The following is a 19,384-nucleotide window of genomic DNA, read 5'->3' as shown; positions in this document are numbered from 1 at the left end:
GCAGCAAGTATTCGGGCAGAATTCTGGCTGCATCCTTCATTCTGCCTCACTTTTGTTTTCATGATGAGCAATTTTAAAGTGTGCGATTAACGAACAATGGATTGTTAATCGCACATTCATTGGATACTATGCATGAAGTAATGAGTATCAACGAAAGCTACGTAGCAGAATTGATGTCTGTCGTTGCAGGCAAGCTCACCGCTAGCTTTATAAAGAACACAGAACGTATAGAACAATATAGGAGACCAGCATGACGATAAAAAGATTTGTATCAATGGCGACACTGGCAGCTGTTACATTGTTTGCGCCACCACTGTCGTGGGCCGAGGACACTATCAAGATCGGCCTGATCGCCGCCTTTTCAGGCCCCTTCGCTGATTACGGCAAACAGATGGAGGCTGGCATCAAGACGTGGATGGCGCAAAATGGCAGCACAGTGGCGGGCAAAAAAATCGAGATCATCGTTAAGGACACCACCGGCCCTTCGCCTGAAATCGCGAAGCGGCTGGCGCAGGAACTGGTGGTACGCGACAAGGTAGATTTCCTGGCTGGCTTCAGCCTGACACCGGAAGCGCTGGCTGTCGCTCCCATCGCGGAGCAAGCGAAGAAGCCGATGATTATCATGAACGCAGCCACCTCTGCGATCACTGCCAAGTCCAATTACATCGTGCGGTTTTCGATGACACTAGCGCAGATTTCTGCACCCATGGCAACCTGGGCGGCGAAAAACAACATCAAGAAGGTAGTGACGCTGGTGGCGGATTATGGACCCGGCATCGATGCCGAGACGGCGTTCAAGAATGAGTTTATCAAAGGTGGTGGCATGATCACTGAAACGATCCGTGTTCCGCTACGCAATCCTGAATTCGCACCCTATATTCAACGCGTCAAGGACGCCAAACCTGATGCCGTGTTCATTTTCGTGCCAGCTGGCGAGCAAGGAGTGGCTTTCATGAAAGGCTACCGTGAGCGCGGCCTGGCTGCGGCGGGTATCAAGGTTATCGCCACCGGTGACCTGACCGATGACCACGTATTGCCTGCCATGGGCGATATCACATCAGGTGTGATCACCACCTTCCACTACTCGGCAGCACACAAGTCACCGGAGAATCTGGCTTTCCTGAAGAATTTTGCTGCAGCCAATCCAGGTGTGGGTCGTCCCAGCTTCATGGCAGTGGCGGCATATGACGGCATGGCAGCGATCTATGAAGTAATACGCAAATTGAACGGCAAGATTGACGGTGACCAGGCCATGGACATCCTGAAGAACATCCAGATCAACAGCCCACGCGGCCCTATCGCCATCGATCCACAAACCCGCGATATCGTGCAGACGGTTTATGTACGCAAGGTTGAAAAGGTCGGTGATGAATTCTATAACGTTGAATTCGACCAGTTCACCAACCAGAAAGACCCCGGTAAATAATCGTACTCCCCCATCTGGTCTCACTTCTACTTGCAACTAAAACTGGCAGCATCCTCGACGTTACCGCTGCCATTGTACCTCGCCACCTGCGGGTAGGCGCACAGCGGCCGGGTGCGCGTCGCCGACCATAATGCAGGCACATCGGCATTGACTCCACCAGCGTTCCCCACACCGCGGGCGCTGGCCACCACACGCTCTGGCGTCTGCCCTCTTTCTACCCAGTTGACCAAAGGGGATAGCATGTCAAACTGGTCCGTTGCCGGTCCTCCAGAACAATGGTTCATGCCGGGCACCCGGAAGAAACGCGCGAAGCCAGAGGCATCGCCACCGTTCTCGTTACGCAGATTGTCGTACCACGCCGTAGTGTCGTCGCTGGAAAATATTGGATCGCTGGTGCCGTGGTAAAGGATCATCTTGGCGCCGCGGTTCTTCACCGTGCTGTAGTCGGTCAAATGCGGCGGCAGCATGAACGACATCGCGCTTTCTATGTAGGTGGCGTCGGTCGCGGTCACCTGCGCTAGCAGCGTATCAATATTGGCGCTAAGCGCAAAGCTGGCGCCGTTGAAGGTGGTCGGATTTACTGGTGGCACCTTCCAGATCATCGCCAACGCACCCGAATCCAGTTGCAGAGGGCTGAAAAACTTCCAGAACGCCCAGTTGCTTGTGCCTAGACCCGCGTCATACGGGAAGCTCGAATAGAACTTTGTCTTGGTGCTGGTGACCGCACCTGTGAACAGTTGTCCGATTGACGTCTTCTGAGCTGCGCTCAGACAAGTGCCGTTGCGGCCTTGCACACCGCATGCCAGTACGTCGCGGTCCAAGCTGAATGTGGCTTGGCAGGCAGTTATGTCCTGCACTAGACCATCCGTGACGCCATCAAGCGCGTCGCACTTGTCCAGAACCGCCCTCGACACCATTGCACGCTCGGCCCCGGTAAAGGCTGTCGACAGGTCACCTGGTGTGGTTGCCAGCGACGCGTAGGACTGTCCACCGGCAATGTTGGCAATCGCCGCCAGCGGCAGCCGGAAACCGGGATCGCCGACCAGATAACCGTCGAACTGCTCGCCATAGCGCGCCGCGGCCACCATCGTATGGCGCCCTCCATTGGAGCAACCGCCGAAATAGGACCGATCCGGCCCTTTGCCGTAGGCAGTCTGGATGACACTCTTAGCCATTGGTGTCAGCTTGCCTGAGGCTTGGTAGCCGTAGTCTAGCCGGGCTTGCGGGTCAAGCCCGAACAACGGCGTCGCCACACTATGACCGGCGTCGGAACTGATCACGGCAAAACCTTGGTTCAACGCATTGTCCAACGGCCCGCCGCCGCCGACATCGCCGATAGCAGTGAGAACGGCACCATCAAGACCACCATTGGCCTAGTAAAAGAAGCGCCCATTCCAATCCACTGGCAGCCGCATCTCGAAGCTTATCGCGTAGTTTTGCCCGTCTACCGGACTTACGCGTGGGTACATCGATCCCTTTATCAGACAATGCGCTGGCACCGGCTTGCCGGCAACCGTCAGCACGCCGACGGCAATCGAGGTCGCACTGGCAATCGTCGTATTGGGGTAGGTGATTCGGCTTGCCAGATCAGTGCAGGCGGAGAGCTTGCCGCCGCTGGCCGCGGCTAGTTGCGGCAGCACCGTAATACCGCTTCCATTTCCTCCGCAGGCATTCAAGACAACAGCCAACAGGCAAAGCGTCACCAGCGGCGCGCCTTTCAAGACACGTCGTTTGAACATAATACTTCTCCTTAGTTGGGGCTTACATCTCGCAGCACGGCAATAGGCTCGTTCACCAGTTTGCCATTGACCTTTTTCACCTCGCGGATGTACATGTTCTGTACGATGTCACGCGTGACCGGATCAATACTGATCGGTCCGCGCGGACTATCACGCTTCATTCCAGCCAGCACTTGCATCGACTTGTCGCCAGTGACGTTACCATCAAGCTTGCGGATGGTTTCATAGATCATGCCCATGGTGTCATAGGCTGCTACCGTGACGAAGGTAGCTGGGGGACGCCCCGGATTAGCTACCGCATAGGCTTTTAAGAAGGCTTTATTAGCGTCATTGTCTAGCGAGGGAGCGTAGTTCAGTACCGTCACTGCACCCAACGCACGGTCACCTAGCGCCTCCAGCGTTGGCATTTCGCTAGTCATGTCGCCCACGCCGAGGAACTTGATGCCAGCCTTGTCCAGACCCTTGTCACTAAAGGCTTTCAGCAGACCGATACCGTCTTCCACACCGGGGGCAAAGAAAAATAGCGCGTCCGGCTTCTCATCCTTGATACGTTGGATGAATGGAGAGTAGTCAGGATTGGCTAGCGGCACACGCGCTGAACCGATCACCTTGCCACCGCCTGCGCTGAATTCCTTGCTAAAACGCGCCTCGGCATCCAGCCCGGTACTGTAGTCGCTGACTAGTGTATAGACTTTGCCAATTTTATTTTTTGCTGTCCAAGTGCCAAATGGTCCGGTCATCTGTTGCATCGTCATACTAGTGCGTAACATGTATGGTGACTTGGAGGTGATGCCGTTAGTAACCGCGTTCATCACGATCATCGGCATCTTGGCCTGGGTGGCAATCGGTGCTACCGCCATGGCGCTTGGCGTCAGCGAGAAGCCAACTAAGAAACTAACATGTTCCCGCGTGATGAGTTCCTGCGCCGCCCGTTTGGACTGGTCGACATTGGTGCCGCCATCGTCGCGGTAGATGATCTCGATCTTTCGGCCGGCCACCGTGTCGCCATATTGTTGCAAATAGGTCTTGATACCGTCCTCGAACGGCTTACCGGTATTGGCAAACGGCCCGGTAAGTGCGGCAATTACCCCAATGCGGATGGATTCCTGGGCGTAAGCCTGGCTATTTCCAAAATGCAAGCCAGTCGCCAGTATTGCGATCAGTACGTTGCGTTTCATCGTGTCTCCTCGATGGTGATTTCAGGTTTTTGTTATAATTTATAACTATTATAGATTATATGTATTTTTACTGAATTGCAAGCAGCAGGATAGCTGAGGCGCAGCTTCTTTGCTAAAATCGAGTGATGACCATACAGACCAAGAACACGAAACTTAAATTAATCGACGCCGTTCAAGACGTTGCGGAGCAGTCGCTAAACCAGAGCATGCTACTAAGCCTGGTCGGCTACAACTGTCGCCGGGCCTTCATCAATATCATGCCGCTGTTCGAAAAACGTATGGCGAGATATCAGTTGAGGCCAGTGGATTTTAGTATCTTGAGCTTGCTTAAGGCCAATCCCAACATCAACCAAAAACGGCTATCGGATGCAGTGAATGTGTCGCCACCTAATCTTGCAATCCTGCTGGACAAATTGCAGGAACGCGGGCTGCTGCTCCGCCAACGTAATCCGCTGGATCGACGCTCGCAGACGCTTGTGCTGACGGCCACTGGTATGAATATGTGCATCAGGGCAGAAAAGACCGTCAGCGAGTTGGAGATTGAGGCCACCGCCGCACTGACCAATACCGAACGAGCGCAACTTATCAAGCTATTGCAGAAAATCTACTTGGAATAAGACGGTATTTCAAAGTGCATATAGTTAGGTGTGGCGATGAAGGTAGTCGTCTGCGTGGCAATAACTCTCAACGACACCGCCGTCATTTTGAAACGCCGTTCTAAACGGAAATCAGCCTTGCTGCAGTTTTTTCATGCGGTATGACAACTGTGGCCGCGTCAGACCCAGCATGCGTGCTGCCGCCGACAAATTACCGTCGGCCCGCTCCACCGCCGCCAGTATCAAGGTGCTTTCCAGATGGTCCAGCGACCAGCCCTGGTTCTGTTCCGATGCTTGTTGCAGCATGGCAGGCAGCACATCGAGCAGCGCACCGCTGGGCGGCGCTTCCGCTGCGGCGGCACCGTGGCCTGTCAGGCGGCCTGTCTGTGCCAGCGAGAAATACGAGGTTTGCGATTCTTCGCCGCTGGTGAACAGATGGGGCAGATCGATAGGGCCATCTTCGTTGGCAAAGATAACGCCGCGCTCGACCAGGTTTTGCAGCTCGCGGATATTGCCCGGGAAGTGGTAGTTGAGCAAGGCATCAACCGCACGCGCCGTAAAGCCGATCACGCGGCGCTGATGCTTTTGCCCATAGTGGCGCATGAAGTAACCCATCAACAGCGGGATGTCGTCGCGCCGGTCCCGCAGTGGCGGCAAGTGGATGGGGAACACATTCAGGCGGAAGAACAAGTCTTCGCGAAAGCGCCCCTGTTGTATCTCTTCGCGCAGATTGACATTGGTTGCTGCCACCAGCCGCACATCCACCTTCACGCTGCGCACGCCCCCTACCCGCTCAATCTCGCCCTCTTGTAACGCCCGTAGCAATTTGCCCTGCGCGACCAGGCTGAGCGTTCCTATCTCGTCCAGAAACAAGGTGCCGCCCGAGGCGCGCTCGAAGCGGCCTGGTCGTGACTGGCTGGCACCCGTGTAGGCACCACGTTCGACACCAAACAATTCAGATTCGATGAGCGTCTCGGGGATCGCTGCGCAATTGACCGCCACAAACGGCTGTGCCTTACGGGCGCTGATTTGGTGCAGCATGTGGGCGAACAACTCTTTACCGACGCCGGATTCGCCGGTGAACAGCACCGTGGCAACCGTCGGCGCAACGCGTTTAAGCATATGACAAGCCGCGTTGAAGGCCGACGATACGCCTACCATTTCCTTCTCTCCGTAAGACCGTTCGTCATCGCCCGGCAGCACTGCGGCCTGCTGATGTTGCCCGGGGCCGCCGTAAGCAGTGGTGCTGACAAAGGATTCCGCGTTCAGAAAACGCAAGTCTTCTTCGACATTTTCCCATTCATCAGCGGGCTTGCCAATCAGGCGGCAATGCTTGTGGCCCATGGACGTGCATTCGACCTCGCGGTAGATGATCAACCGTCCTATCATCGCGCTGGTGTAGCCCATGGCGTAGCCAGTCTGCATCCAGCACGCTGGCTCGGTACCAATACCGAAATCGGCAGTGTGTACCTCGTCTTCACTGGAGTGATGCCACAAGAACTCACCGTGATAGGTGCCGCGTTCGACATCAAATTCAAAATGCAGCGGCTCGACCTTGACGGCTCCTTCCAATGAGTGCATGCGCGGTCCGGCGGCAAACAACGTGCTGGCATCGGCATCCGGCCAGCGCTCGCGCAGCAGTTGGGCGTCACGCGCACCGGCAGAATAACCGACCCGCGTCAGCAAGCCACGCGTGCGTTCCGATCCTATGCTCTCCAGCAGTTCACGTCGCAGCGCGCCAAGGGAAGTGGTATGCAACAACTGCATACGCTGGCCGTTGAGCCAGATGCGCCCGTCGCCGGGCGAAAAGTGCAGACTTTGCGTGAGATCTTCCAGCGTTGGCGCTGCGCCTGCATCAAGTTGCACGCTATCGCCGTGGTTCAGCATCTTGCCTGTGGCACGCGATACGTCAGACAGCGATACGCGATGGGGTTTGCTCATGTCTCCACTTTCATCGTCTTTTATCAAATCATACATCGGCAAATCTCCAGTTTGATCATTTCATCAATCGCCAGCGCGATATCTTTTTTGCTGCGGCGCGCCACTTCAGGTCCATCAGCATCGCAGCAACAAAGTGCAGCAAGCACTTGGTGCGCCGCAATAACATCGCCACACAAGGAGCTGGCACATAACTTGTAATAGCTAAGACAAAAGCGGCAAGCAGACTTTCATGCAACAAACATGCAAGCAGACTGACTTTCCCACCATCCCTTAATTAACAGGAGACAACATGACTGACGCTAACGCATTTCTGCGCCCCGCGATCTGGCAAGACCGCATCTTCAATGGTGACTGGATCACTGCCAAAGGCGGCAAGCACACTTTTACCGAACCCGCTACTGGCGAGCAATTGGGCCGCATCGGTCTGGCGAATGCCGACGATGTAGCACTGGCCGCTGCACAAGCACGCGCTGCACAAACGGCGTGGGCCAGCAGCGACTACAAGGAACGCGCAGCCATCTTCCGCAAGGCGGCGGCGCTGATAACCGAACATCACGACGAGCTAGCCATATGGATAGTGCGTGAGACCGGCGCAATTCGTCCCAAAGCCGACCTGGAGCTGCGTGAAGCAGGTGCGCATCTGCAGGAAGCCGCAGCAATGCTGACCCAGCCCAAGGGGCAACTACTAGCTTCAGGCAGCGGCCAGATGAGTATCGCGCGCCGTGTACCACATGGCGTGGTCGGTGTGATCTCGCCTTTCAACTTTCCTCTTATCTTGTCGATCCGCTCGATCGCACCGGCACTCGCTACCGGCAATGCGGTAGTGCACAAGCCAGACCTGCAAACGCCGGTCAGTGGTGGTGTGTTGATCGCCCGTATCTTCGAAGCAGCCGGTTTGCCGAAAGGCGTGCTGCATGTGCTGCCTGGTGCCGCTGAAGCTGGCCAGGCCATGTGCAGCCATCCCGACATTGCCATGATCGCCTTCACCGGTTCGACTGCGGTGGGTCGCAGCATAGGCGAAGTAGCCGGCCGCAACCTGAAAAAGATGTCACTGGAACTGGGAGGTAAAAACTCGCTGATTATCCTCGACGACGCCGACCCCGACATTGCCGCCGCCAACGTGGCCTGGGGTGCTTACTTGCATCAGGGGCAGATCTGCATGGCCTCTGGCCGCATCCTGCTCCAGCGCGGCATCGCCGACGCCGTCATAGAACGGGTGGTTACCAAGGCACGCCATCTGCCGGTGGGCGATCCGATGAAGGGCCAGGTTGCACTGGGGCCGTTGATCAATGCACGCCAGGTGCAGCGCCTGCACGGCATCGTCGAAGACAGTGTAGCTGCCGGTGCCACCCTGCTGGCTGGCGGCAGCTACGACCGGCAGTTCTACCAACCTACTGTATTGACCGGTGTCCGGCCCGGCATGCGTTGTTTCGAAGAAGAGCTGTTTGGCCCGGTCGCATCGATCACCGTGTTCGACACCGACCAGGAAGCGATAGCCCTGGCTTCGGCCACCAGTGGCTGTCTGGCACTGGGCGTGATTACGCCGACGCTGGCACGCGGCATGTACATCGTGGATCGGGTGCCAGCCGGCCACGTCCACATCAATGACCAGACCGTGCTGGCCGAAGCGCACGCGCCATTCGGCGGCGGTGGCAGCTCTGGTAACGGTGGCCGCCACGGCGGGACTGTTGACTGGGACGAATTCACCCAATGGCAGTGGCTGACGATGAAAACCGAGGCGCCACGCTATCCATTCTGACTCAATCACACAACAACACAACATCAACAAAGGAGACCACATGAAATTACGTAACAAGACCATCGTCGTCACCGGTGCCGCCTCCGGCATCGGTGCCGAGGTAGCACGTCTGGCACGCTTTGAAGGTGCCACCGTGATCGGCATGGACCGCAATGAACCGGGGCTGACACTGGATGGTTTCGTCGCCGTCGACATGGGGCAGACAGCCAGCATCGATGCGGCTATCGCCAAACTGCCGCAACGTGTGGATGCGCTGTGCAACATCGCTGGTGTGCCCGGCACTGCTGACCCGGCGTTGCTGGCGCGTGTCAATTACCTGGGCCTGCGTCACTTGACCGAAGGTGTATTGCCGCGCATGCCGGCTGGCGGCTCGATTGTCAACATCGCCTCCATCCTGGGGGCGGAATGGCCAGAGCGCACTGCCCTGCACAAGGAACTGGCAGCCACAAATAGCTTCGCCGCTGGCCTGGCCTGGCTGGAAGCCCACCCGGTCCCGGCTGATACCTGCTACCAGTACTTCAAGGAAGCCTTGATCGTCTGGACCTATGCGCAATCGCAGCCCTGGTTCCTGGCGCATTCTGTACGCATGAATTGCGTCGCACCCGGCCCGGTTTTCACACCTATCCTGGGCGACTTCATATCCATGCTGGGCGAAGAACGCGTGCAGCGTGATGCCCACCGCATGAAGCGCCCGGCCTACGCAGACGAAGTGGCCGCTGCCATCAGTTTCCTGTGCAGTGACGACGCGCGCTGGATCAGCGGTGTCAACCTGCCTGTCGACGGAGGACTGGTTTCAACTTTTATCTGATGCATCCCATCCGTCCGGCTGCACGTCAGCGGCCACACAACTATAATGAGGAGACTGTACATGCAAGCGAATAAACGCCTGAGTCCAACCCTGTTGGCACTGGCTGTGGCAGCCGTACTACCGACCACCCACGCCTATGCCTACGAGTTCGAGACCGACAACCCTGATCTCAAGATCAGCTGGAACAATACCTTTAAATACAGCACCGCGTATCGCCTGAAGGATGCCGATACGCGCCTGCTGGCTGGCGGCTATCCATCCGCCGGCCCTGGCGATTTCACCGGCTATAACCTCGACGACGGTAACCAGAACTTCCGTAACAAGGGTATCGTCTCAAACCGCATCGACTGGCTGTCCGAGTTCGATGCCGGTACCCGCAACCTGGGCATGCGTATTAGCGCTGCAGCGTGGTACGACACCGTCTACAACCGTAGCAACGACAATGCTTCCTATGGAAGTAACGCCGCAACCTTGCTCGGTAACGCCGGCAACAGCTTTACTGAAGGCACCCGTACGCTGCATGGCCGCAATGCGGAACTGCTGGATGCCTTCGTCTTCGCCAAGGGCACACTGGGCGAATTGCCGGGTACCGTGCGCGTTGGCCGCCACACGCTGCAATATGGTGAGAGTCTGTTCTTCGGTGCCAACGGTATCGCCAATGCACAAGGGCCGGTGGATCTGGTCAAACTGCTTAGCGTACCGGGCGCGCAGTTCAAGGAAATCCTGCGTCCGGTCAACCAGATATCCGGCCAACTGCAGGTGCTGCCCAATGTGTCGATTGGTGGCTACTACCAGTTGGAATGGCGTCCAACGCAGATTCCTGGTGTCGGCAGCTATCTGAGTTCCTACGATGCGGCAGGTGCCGGTAGCAGTGCTTTCCTGGTGGCCCCGACCAATAGTGGCGCGCCAGCCTTCTATACCGTTGCAGATATGAAGGCGAAAAATTCAGGCCAGGGTGGCCTGCAGGTGAAGTTCACGCCTGCCGGCTCGGACGTTGAATATGGCCTGTACGCCGCGCGCTACCATGACAAGACACCCTACTTCTATCTCCGGTTCTCACCCAGCTTTCCACCTGGCGCACCATCCGCCGTGCAAGCGGTGTATGCGGAAGGCATCCGCACTTTCGGTGTCAGCGCCAGTACAGTACTGCTGGGCGCAAACGTGGCAGCCGAAATCTCGGTGCGTCGCAACACGCCCTTGGTCAGTGATCCTACACCCAACTTTTTATCCAAAGCCGGCACCGGCGTTTTTGCTGACAATAGCGGCAACCCGGCCTATGCGGTCGGTAACACGGCCCACGTCAACCTGTCGGCGATTTATGTAATGCCGACCACTGCGTTGTTCCAGGGCGCGTCACTGCTCGGCGAATTGGCATGGAATCGCGCTACCAGTGTTACCTGGCAGGGCTCGCTCGATCCCAACACCACACGCGACGCCACTTCGGCGCGCATGATCTTCGAACCGTCGTATTACCAGGTGATCAATGGACTCGATCTGTCGGTCCCGATCGGACTCGGCTACAACATCGATGGCCGCTCGCGTGCCATATTTAACTTCAACGGCGGCAGCTCGCACGGCGGTGATTTTAATATCGGCATTAACGCCACCTATCGCCAGGACTGGAAGATCGGCATCAACTACGTGCGCTTCCTCGGCGCGGCAGGCACCTTCCTGAAGAATAATCCGGCCACCAAGACACCAATACTGAGCTACGCCCAGTCGCTGGCAGACCGCGACTACCTCTCCTTCACTATCAAACGTGCATTCTAAGGACAAAACCAAAATGAAGACGACTATCAAATTCGCTGCCGCCGCCCTGACCCTGGCTTTCGCCCTGCCAGGTGCCGGCGCAGCCGTGACCGCCGATGAAGCGGCCAAACTGCACACCACCCTGACACCGCTGGGTGCTGAAAAAGCAGGTAACAAGGAAGGCAGCATCCCGGCCTGGGATGGTGTCTACACCAAGGTGCAACCCGGCTTCAAGCCCGGCGACTTTCGCGTTGATCCCTTTGCCAGCGAGAAGCCGGCGCTTGCCATTACCGGCAAGAATGTCGACCAGTACGCGGCCAAGCTGTCGGCTGCTACTGTGGCGCTGCTAAAAAAATATCCGACCTACCGGCTCGATGTCTTCCCGACCCACCGCACCGGTGGCGCGCCATCCTGGGTGTACGACAACACGTTCAAGAACGCCACCCGCGCCAAGTCGATTGACGGCGGTTTCGGCGTGGAAGGCGCGTACGGCGGTATTCCCTTCCCGATCCCGAAAACCGGCTACGAAGCAATCATGAACCACCGTTTGGCCTGGACCGGCGAAACGATACAGTTGCCGATCCGTACCATCATCGTCACGCCGGACGGCAAACGCGCCATGGCCACCGAAGCCGAACAGACGCTGATGCGCCCTTACTATTTCAAGGAAGGCAGTCTGGAAAAATTCGATGGCATCACTCAGTATGGGCGTCTGATCACCCGGGCGCCGGCGTCCAAGGCAGGCGAAGGCATTCTGGCTTATGACGGCATCGACGAAGCCCACCCTCGCGCCATCTGGCAATACCTGGTTGGTCAGCGTCGTGTACGCCGTGCGCCATCGGTGTCCTACGATACACCGGACTCGGTCACGTCGGGTATTGGCCTGTTCGACGAAGCCTTCATGCTCTTCGGCCCCATAGATCATCACGAACTGAAGCTGATAGGTAAAAAGGAGATGTACATCCCCTACAACAATAACCGGGCTGGTGCCGCCAAGATCGCCGATCTGGTCGGTCCACAGTTCCTCAATCCAGACCTGGTGCGCTGGGAATTGCACCGTGTATGGGAAGTGGAAGCGAATCTGATTCCCGGCAAACGTCACGTAGTGGCCAAGCGTCGCTACTACCTGGATGAGGATACCTGGCAGATCGTCATGATCGACGGCTACGATGCCCAAGGCCAGATCTGGCGCGGCAACTACACCTTGACGTTGTTGGCACCAGACTTGCCAGCCGTGCTGGGTAACATCATGTGGGGTACCTACAACGTGCAGACCGGTGCTTATCTGCTGAATGAGGCTTCGAACGATATGTCGTCCCAGGTTAAAGCCATCCCTCGTCTTCCGAGCAGCTATTTCGGACCGGAAGAGCTGGCCAACCAAGGCTCGCGCTAAGTGAAGGAGCGAACGATGGCCAGATTGAATCCCGGCGCACTGTCTGTAATGTTCGGCGCTTGTGCCACACTGGTGCTGGCGACGACCACTGTGGCGGAGGGCGTCACTCCTGCTGCAGTACCAGTCGCGCTGAACCAGTCCGCCCTGGTCACGCCCAAGGCCTTGGGCGCAGCCATGCTGGCTGTGACCAGCGCCGGCAAGCGACTGGTAGCGGCTGGTGAACGCGGCACCATCTTGTATTCGGACGATGCGGGCCGTAACTGGCAGCAAGCCAGGGTACCTGTCAGCGTCAGTCTGACGGCACTGAAGTTTGTCGATGACAGACAGGGTTGGGCCGTCGGCCATCAGGGCGTGGTGTTGCACAGTACCGACGGCGGTGTCACCTGGAGCAAGCAGCTGGACGGCATTCACGTGGCGGCGCTGGCAGTACGCGCCGCTGCTGCGATGACTGGCCCGGAACAGCAGCGTGCCCAGGCCGATGCCCAGCGGCTGGTAGATGATGGTCCGGACAAACCCTTTCTCGATCTGTACTTCGAGAATGCAAACAGCGGCTATGTGTTGGGTGCGTATAACCTGATGCTCAGGACCACAGATAGCGGCGCAACCTGGCAGCCTTGGCAAAGCCATGTCGCTAACCCCAAAGGCTTGCACCTGTATGGCATGCACGGCACTGGCAATGCCTTATATCTGGCTGGTGAACAGGGCTTGTTACTACGTTCTACCGACCAGGGAGTCAGTTTTGTCACGCTGGCTACACCTTACAAGGGCAGCTATTTCGGCCTGCTGGCTGCGCGTAATGGCGCATTGCTGGCCTATGGTTTACGTGGCAATGCATGGTGGTCCGGCGACCAGGGCGTCAGTTGGAGCAAGGTTGATACCGGCATTCAGGCCTCGCTGGCTGGTGGTACCGAATTGGCCGACGGCACGCTGGTGCTGGTCAGTCAGGGGGGAGACATACTGCTCAGTCATGACCAGGGCCGTAGCTTCGTTGCACAGACCGGTGGCGACTTACCTCCAGCTTTGCCTCTGAGTGCGATAGCACAAGCCAGCGATGGTGCGCTGGTGGTGGCTGGCTTGCGCGGCCTGCGCCGCGTAGTGATCGCGACATCATCGGCACGGCAGTAATAAAACCGCCTCTTCCTCATATGAATACCGTTGGAACATCATGAATACAGACCAAGATTTGGAACAACAGCCGGTAGTACGGCGGCTGCAGGATTTCGATACCGGCTCCGGCAATCTGGGCGAGCGTGCACTGTTCAACTACAGGCCCCTGGTAATATTGCTGTGCCTGCTGGCGACCATCGTGCTGGGCTACCAGGCGACGCGCATCAAGCTCAATGCCAGCTTTGAAAAGATGATTCCCAGCGCCCATCCCTATGTGCTTAACTACCTGGCCAACAAGACCGACTTGAATGGCCTGGGCAATTCGGTGCGGATTGCGGTTGAAGCAAAGGACGGAACGATCTATGACCGTGCCTATCTCGACACCCTGCAGCGCATGAACGATGAACTGTTCCTGTTGCCGGGTGTGGACCGTCCTTTCATGAAATCCCTGTGGACGCCCAGCACGCGATGGGCCTCAGTCACCGAGGACGGTCTGGACGGTGGGACCGTGATTCCGGATGGCTACGATGGCACGGCCTCCAGTCTGGCGCAGTTGCGTGCCAACGTGGCACGTTCTGGCGAGATCGGTCAGTTGGTTGCCGCCGACTTCAAGTCCAGCATCATCTTCGTACCGTTGCTGGAACAGAATCCACAGACCGGTCAGTCGCTCGATTATGGAGCCCTGTCTGAACGTCTGGAGCAAATCCGCAGCAAGTATGAGAAGGAAGGTGTGCGTATTCATATCACGGGTTTCGCCAAGATCGTCGGTGATCTGATCGAAGGGCTGCAACAGGTGCTGTTGTTCTTCGTGTTGGCCATCGGCATTGCAGGTTCTGTTCTGTTCTGGTACACACGCTGCTGGCGCAGCACCACACTGGTGGTGGTGTGCTCGCTGGTAGCGGTGCTGTGGCAATGCGGTTTGCTGGCCACGCTGCATTACGAACTTGATCCCTACTCCATTCTGGTACCTTTCCTGGTATTCGCCATCGGCATGAGTCACGGTGCGCAGAAAATGAACGGCATCATGCAGGATGTTGGCCGTGGTACGCACCGCGTGGTGGCCGCACGTTATACCTTCCGCCGCCTGTTCGCCGCTGGCCTGACGGCGCTGCTATGCGACGCTGTTGGCTTTGCCGTACTGGTCAGTATTCGCATCAAGGTGATCCAGGATCTGGCCATTATCGCTAGTATCGGCGTGGCAGTGCTGATCTTCACCAACCTGGTGTTACTACCAGTGTTGCTGTCCTACACTGGTGTCAGTGCCAGGGCGGCTGTGCGCAGCCTGCAGGATGACAGCGCCACCCAACCATGGCTATGGACTTTCCTTGACCGTTTCACTCAGCGCCGCTGGGCTACTGTCACGGTCATCGCCAGCCTGCTGCTGGGTGGCCTGGGCTTTCTCTACAGCCTGAACCTGAAGGTGGGTGATCTTGATCCTGGCGCGCCAGAACTACGGGCCGATTCGCGTTACAATCGCGACAACGGCTTCATGGTCACCAATTACGCGGCCAGCTCTGACATCCTGGTAGTTATGGTCAAGACGCCGCCCGACCAGTGTACGCAATATGGCACGCTGGCCAGTGTAGACGCGCTGGCCTGGCAACTGGAGCAACTTCCTGGTGTTGACTCAAGCAACTCGATGGCAGCACTCAGCAAGCTGGCCACCATCGGCTACAACGAAGGTAATTTCAAATGGTACGATCTGATACCAAATGCCGGCGCACTGGGTGCCGTACAGACGCGCGCACCACGTGAACTGTTCAACCAGAGTTGCTCCTTGTTGTCATTGTATGTCTACCTGAAAGATCACAAGGCTGCCACACTGACCCGTGTAGTGGATGCAGTTGAGGCTTTCGCCGCAGTGCATAACACGCCGGATGTACAGTTCCAACTGGCCGCTGGCAGCGCTGGCATTGAAGCTGCTACCAACATCGTCGTCAAGCAGGCCATGCATGACATGCTGTTCTGGGTGTATGGTGCAGTGATCCTGTTGTGCTATGCAACTTTCCGCAACTGGCGCGCAGTGGTGGTGGCGATCTTGCCGCTGGTGCTGACCTCTATTCTGTGTGAAGTGTTGATGGTGGTACTAGGCATGGGTGTGAAAGTCGCGACCCTGCCCGTCATCGCACTCGGAGTAGGCATTGGCGTCGATTATGCACTGTATGTGTTGAGTGTGATGCTAAGCCGTATGCGTGCAGGTGCCAACCTGTCCGAGGCTTATATGCATGCATTGCAATTTACTGGCCGGGTAGTGATATTGACTGGCGTGACGCTGGCAGTGGCGGTTGCCACCTGGCTCTTCTCGTCAATCAAGTTCCAGGCTGATATGGGCATACTACTGGCTTTCATGTTCCTGTGGAATATGATTGGTGCGCTGGTACTGGTGCCGGCACTGGCGCATTTCCTGATGCCGCAGGCGGCGCAACAAGACGTATTGCCAGTACCCGCGATTGGATCAGGCCATATCCACCTGCGCGAGAATGTGCTGTGAACCTGCTGAACTTGCTCTTCTCATTTTGCTTGTTGATCAGTATTGCCAGCGGTGCCCACGCCGAAGCGCTTATCAATGATGGCACCGTGAATCTTGGCATGTCGTTGCCGTTGAGTGGGCCGCAAGCAATTAACGGCCTGGCGCTTAAGGGCGGCGTGGAATCCTATCTTCACTACTTCAATCAGAACGGGGGCATCTCTGGTCGCAAGATACAGCTGGTGGCACTTGATGATGCGGGGGATGTGGCGCGCACCGTGGAGAACACGAAAAAACTCCTAGAAGAATTCAGGGTACTGGCCCTGCTTGGCTATCATGGTACGGCAGCAGCAGAGGCAGTACTGCCTCTGCTGCCAGTTGCCGGCGCACCCCTGATCGGCCCGACCAGTGGTGCTGAATCCCTGCATGAACCGTTCAACCGCCACGTGTTCAACCTGTTCGCCAGTTACAAGGAAGAAACGGAAACCATCCTCAATCAACTTGATTTCCAAACCTTGATTGAGGTCGCCGTGCTATATCAAAAAGATCGCTTCGGCCAAACGGGGTTGAAGGAAGCTGAAGCAGTGATGCTGAAGCTTTCGCTCAGAAAAAATTCGGTCGGCGCTGTAGCGGTCAATTCCGGCGATGTCACGCAGGCTGTCAAAACCATCGCTGATGGCAAGCCGCAAGCAGTGCTCCTGATTTGCCCGGCCCACCCAGCTGCGGAATTCATTAAACAGATACACAAGGCTGGCCTGTTTCCGCAATTCATTGCGGCATCCTATATGGATGTAGGTGCACTATTCAAGGAGTTGGGACCAGAGGCGCGTGGAGTTGCCATTTCTCAGGTTGTGCCGATTCCTTGGAGCAGCGATTTAACGCTGCTCAGACAATACCAGGCAATAGCAAAACAACAGCTGATTTCAGTGTACGGCTTGCAGGGTTTCATGGCAGCCAAACTGACGGTAGAAGCGATGCAAAAAATTGGTAGAAACCTCTCGAGGGAAAAGTTAATCAGTGCACTGGAAACTGACTATGACCTGGGTGGCTACCGGCTTCGTTTCAAGCGCGACAATCACAGTGGTTCGAAGTACACCGAAATGACCGTGATTACGCGCGACGGTAAGCTGAGCCGCTAAGAATTTAAATTGTGCAAGTCCTGGTTACTTATAATAAAACAAGGAGATAAACATGTACTACTGGCTCATCATCCTAGCTGTCGTGGTCATCGCCACAGCGATCTTGCTTTCTAAACGCAGCCGCAATACGCCATTGCCACCACAGAAAACCACAGACCCTGCGTCATTACGCCATACAGCGCTCGGTACCGTCGTCGGATCTACCGACAAACACAACACCCACGCCTGGCTTGGACTTCCGTATGCACAACCACCAGTCGGTGCCTTACGCTGGAAAGCACCGCGCCCGCCGCAGCCGTGGCATGGCGTGCGCGAGGCACTGGCTTGCGGTCATCCATCGGTCCAACTGGGCGGTGTTACGCTGGAACTACCGCCAGAGCAATGGGGCAAGCTGGCAGGATCAGAAGACTGCCTCACACTGAATATCTATGCGCCCCAAATGCAGCCGGACGACATACCGGCAACCGCCTTGCCAGTGATGTTCTGGATACACGGCGGTGCCAACACTGCAGGTACGTCTGCCACCTACACGACTTTGCGCAACCTGGCGGGGCAGGATAACGTGATCATGGTTTCGGTCAATTATCGTCTCGGCATTCTCGGCTGGTTCAGCCTGGAAGAGTTAAAGCAGGATGATGATACTGTAGCCGACCGTTCCGGCAATTTCGGTACACTGGACTTGATCGCTGCGTTGCAGTGGGTGCGGCAACACATCGCCAGTTTTGGCGGTGATCCGGAGAATGTCACCGTGTTTGGCGAATCAGCGGGCGGCCTGAATACCTATACACTGCTGGCCAGTCCGCTGGCCAAGGGGCTGTTTCATCGTGCCATCCTGCAGTCACCACTGATGGCTAGTTACAGCATGGCGCAGGCACGCAACTACGTGGACAACGCACAGCCTGGTCATGCTGTCAGCTCGCGCGAACTACTATGCCACTGGTTGCAGCGCGATGGCCGCGCCGCCGACCGCGCCGCAGCACAGGCATTGATCGCATCCATGCCGCCCGCTGACATAGCCAGCTTTGTACGCAGCCTGACACCAGAGGCGCTGCTGGCACCTATCACGCCGGGCGCACTGAGTTTCTATGATGCGCCTTGCGTGTTACAGGACGGCCATGTGCTGCCAGCGATGCCGCTGCTACAGGTCTTTGCAGACCGCAGTCTTTACAATGCGGTACCGGTCATCATCGGCACCAACCGCGATGAATACCGGCTGTTCATGTCCAATAATCCGGCCTACGTACGCATGTTGTTTGGCAGCATTCCGTTGATGCGCGACCGCAGCCGCTACTTGCGCCACGCTGCCTACATGTCTTCATTGTGGCAGGTCTCAAGTGCACTGGAGCCGGCCAGCGCGATGGTGGCTTCCGGTCATCACGACGTCTGGGTCTACCGCTTCGATTGGGATGAACAGCCGGCTGTGCCACTGATCCAGCCAAGGCTGTTGCTGGGTGCCGCCCATGTACTGGATGTGGCCTTCGTGTTCCGCGATCTGGATGGTGAATTTGATCCATTTCGCTCCTTCACGGCGGCCAATTTACCGGGGCGTAAAGAAGTGTCAGACGCCATGGCGGGCTATTGGACCTACTTCGCCCATAAGGGCCAGCCGAGCAGTGGTTTGGGTGGATATCTGCCTGAATGGACGCGCTGGAGCACTGAAGTCAGTCAACCGCGCCTGATGGTGTTTGACACTAGCGCTGATGGCGGCACCCGTATGGTGACGCACGACAGCAGCATAGCTAAACTCAAGGCAACGCTGGCGCAAGACCCAACATTGAAGCACGACCCACGTGAGCGTGCCGAACTGTATGGTCGTATGTTCTTGTGGTCAATCTTCGGCGGGCAAGAAGCACCGCACGCGTTGGCAGCTTTCGCCCAGATGCAAGGCTATAACGGCAACACCGACGAACTACGACCCAACTATTGGCCGTAACGATATGTGTTAACCTGATTTTTCGCGATTATATCGACACGGCACTCTTGGTGGACATCGAATTGAATCTCAATTGGATCACTGTATTCAGTACTACAGTCGCCTTAAGCTAAGCATGCTGATTGTGCTCTTTCTGAGTCATTCGTTTG

General features: G+C 56.8%; 12 protein-coding genes and 1 pseudogene. 10 read left to right on the top strand and 3 right to left on the bottom strand.

From position 1 onward, the window contains the following. Positions 1–274: 274 nt before the first annotated feature. Positions 275–1,426, top strand: coding sequence for an ABC transporter substrate-binding protein (locus ACO0K4_RS12810; protein WP_422957225.1), 1,152 nt, complete (start codon positions 275–277; stop codon positions 1,424–1,426). Positions 1,427–1,452: 26 nt separating this feature from the next. Here the strand turns inward: ACO0K4_RS12810 and ACO0K4_RS12805 are convergent. Together ACO0K4_RS12805 and ACO0K4_RS12800 are read right to left on the bottom strand one after the other, a co-directional pair. Then, positions 1,453–3,165 (bottom strand): annotated as a pseudogene (locus ACO0K4_RS12805) (tannase/feruloyl esterase family alpha/beta hydrolase). Between the two features lie 11 nt (positions 3,166–3,176). Further along, the gene (locus ACO0K4_RS12800; protein WP_422957023.1) at positions 3,177–4,343 is read right to left on the bottom strand and encodes an ABC transporter substrate-binding protein; all 1,167 of its coding nucleotides are present in this window, start codon (positions 4,341–4,343) and stop codon (positions 3,177–3,179) included. 125 nt (positions 4,344–4,468) lie between these two features. Between ACO0K4_RS12800 and ACO0K4_RS12795 the strand changes: the two genes are divergently transcribed. After that, positions 4,469–4,960 carry a MarR family winged helix-turn-helix transcriptional regulator gene (locus ACO0K4_RS12795; protein ID WP_422957022.1) on the top strand — a complete coding sequence of 164 codons (492 nt, stop codon included), beginning with the start codon at positions 4,469–4,471 and terminating at the stop codon, positions 4,958–4,960. Between the two features lie 111 nt (positions 4,961–5,071). Here ACO0K4_RS12795 and ACO0K4_RS12790 read toward each other — a convergent pair whose 3' ends face one another. Then, positions 5,072–6,880 carry a sigma 54-interacting transcriptional regulator gene (locus ACO0K4_RS12790; RefSeq protein ID WP_422957224.1) on the bottom strand — a complete coding sequence of 603 codons (1,809 nt, stop codon included), beginning with the start codon at positions 6,878–6,880 and terminating at the stop codon, positions 5,072–5,074. A gap of 289 nt (positions 6,881–7,169) precedes the next feature. On the opposite strand from ACO0K4_RS12790, the gene ACO0K4_RS12785 reads away from it, so the two are divergent. From ACO0K4_RS12785 to ACO0K4_RS12750, 8 genes are read left to right on the top strand one after another with little or no spacing between them, the layout of a single operon-like run. After that, positions 7,170–8,639, top strand: coding sequence for a benzaldehyde dehydrogenase (locus tag ACO0K4_RS12785; protein WP_422957021.1), 1,470 nt, complete (start codon positions 7,170–7,172; stop codon positions 8,637–8,639). A gap of 40 nt (positions 8,640–8,679) precedes the next feature. Beyond that, positions 8,680–9,447, top strand: a complete 768-nt coding sequence (locus tag ACO0K4_RS12780; protein ID WP_422957020.1) for a coniferyl-alcohol dehydrogenase — start codon at positions 8,680–8,682, stop codon at positions 9,445–9,447. 60 nt (positions 9,448–9,507) lie between these two features. Further along, positions 9,508–11,217: a DUF1302 domain-containing protein gene (locus ACO0K4_RS12775; protein ID WP_422957019.1), complete on the top strand. Its 1,710-nt coding sequence runs from the start codon at positions 9,508–9,510 to the stop codon at positions 11,215–11,217. A 13-nt stretch (positions 11,218–11,230) separates the two neighbouring features. Next, on the top strand, positions 11,231–12,589 hold the full coding sequence (locus tag ACO0K4_RS12770; RefSeq protein WP_422957018.1) for a DUF1329 domain-containing protein: 1,359 nt from the start codon (positions 11,231–11,233) through the stop codon (positions 12,587–12,589). Positions 12,590–12,604: 15 nt separating this feature from the next. After that, a complete protein-coding gene (locus tag ACO0K4_RS12765) occupies positions 12,605–13,714 on the top strand; it encodes a YCF48-related protein (protein ID WP_422957017.1) in 1,110 nt (369 codons plus the stop codon). A 40-nt stretch (positions 13,715–13,754) separates the two neighbouring features. Then, on the top strand, positions 13,755–16,187 hold the full coding sequence (locus ACO0K4_RS12760) for an efflux RND transporter permease subunit (RefSeq protein WP_422957016.1): 2,433 nt from the start codon (positions 13,755–13,757) through the stop codon (positions 16,185–16,187). Next, entirely contained in the window at positions 16,184–17,302 is a 1,119-nt protein-coding gene (locus ACO0K4_RS12755; protein ID WP_422957015.1) for an ABC transporter substrate-binding protein, read from the top strand. The genes ACO0K4_RS12760 and ACO0K4_RS12755 overlap by 4 nt, the downstream gene beginning before the upstream one ends. Positions 17,303–17,354: 52 nt before the next feature. Further along, complete coding sequence (locus ACO0K4_RS12750; RefSeq protein ID WP_422957014.1) at positions 17,355–19,235, top strand: carboxylesterase/lipase family protein; 1,881 nt, start codon at positions 17,355–17,357, stop codon at positions 19,233–19,235. The last annotated feature ends 149 nt before the right edge of the window (positions 19,236–19,384 follow it).

The organism is Undibacterium sp. RuTC16W (genome assembly GCF_049339445.1).
GTDB lineage: Bacteria > Pseudomonadota > Gammaproteobacteria > Burkholderiales > Burkholderiaceae_D > Undibacterium.
The sequence above is the reverse complement of the archived record's forward strand: the minus strand, read 5'-3'. Positions and strand labels throughout refer to the sequence as shown.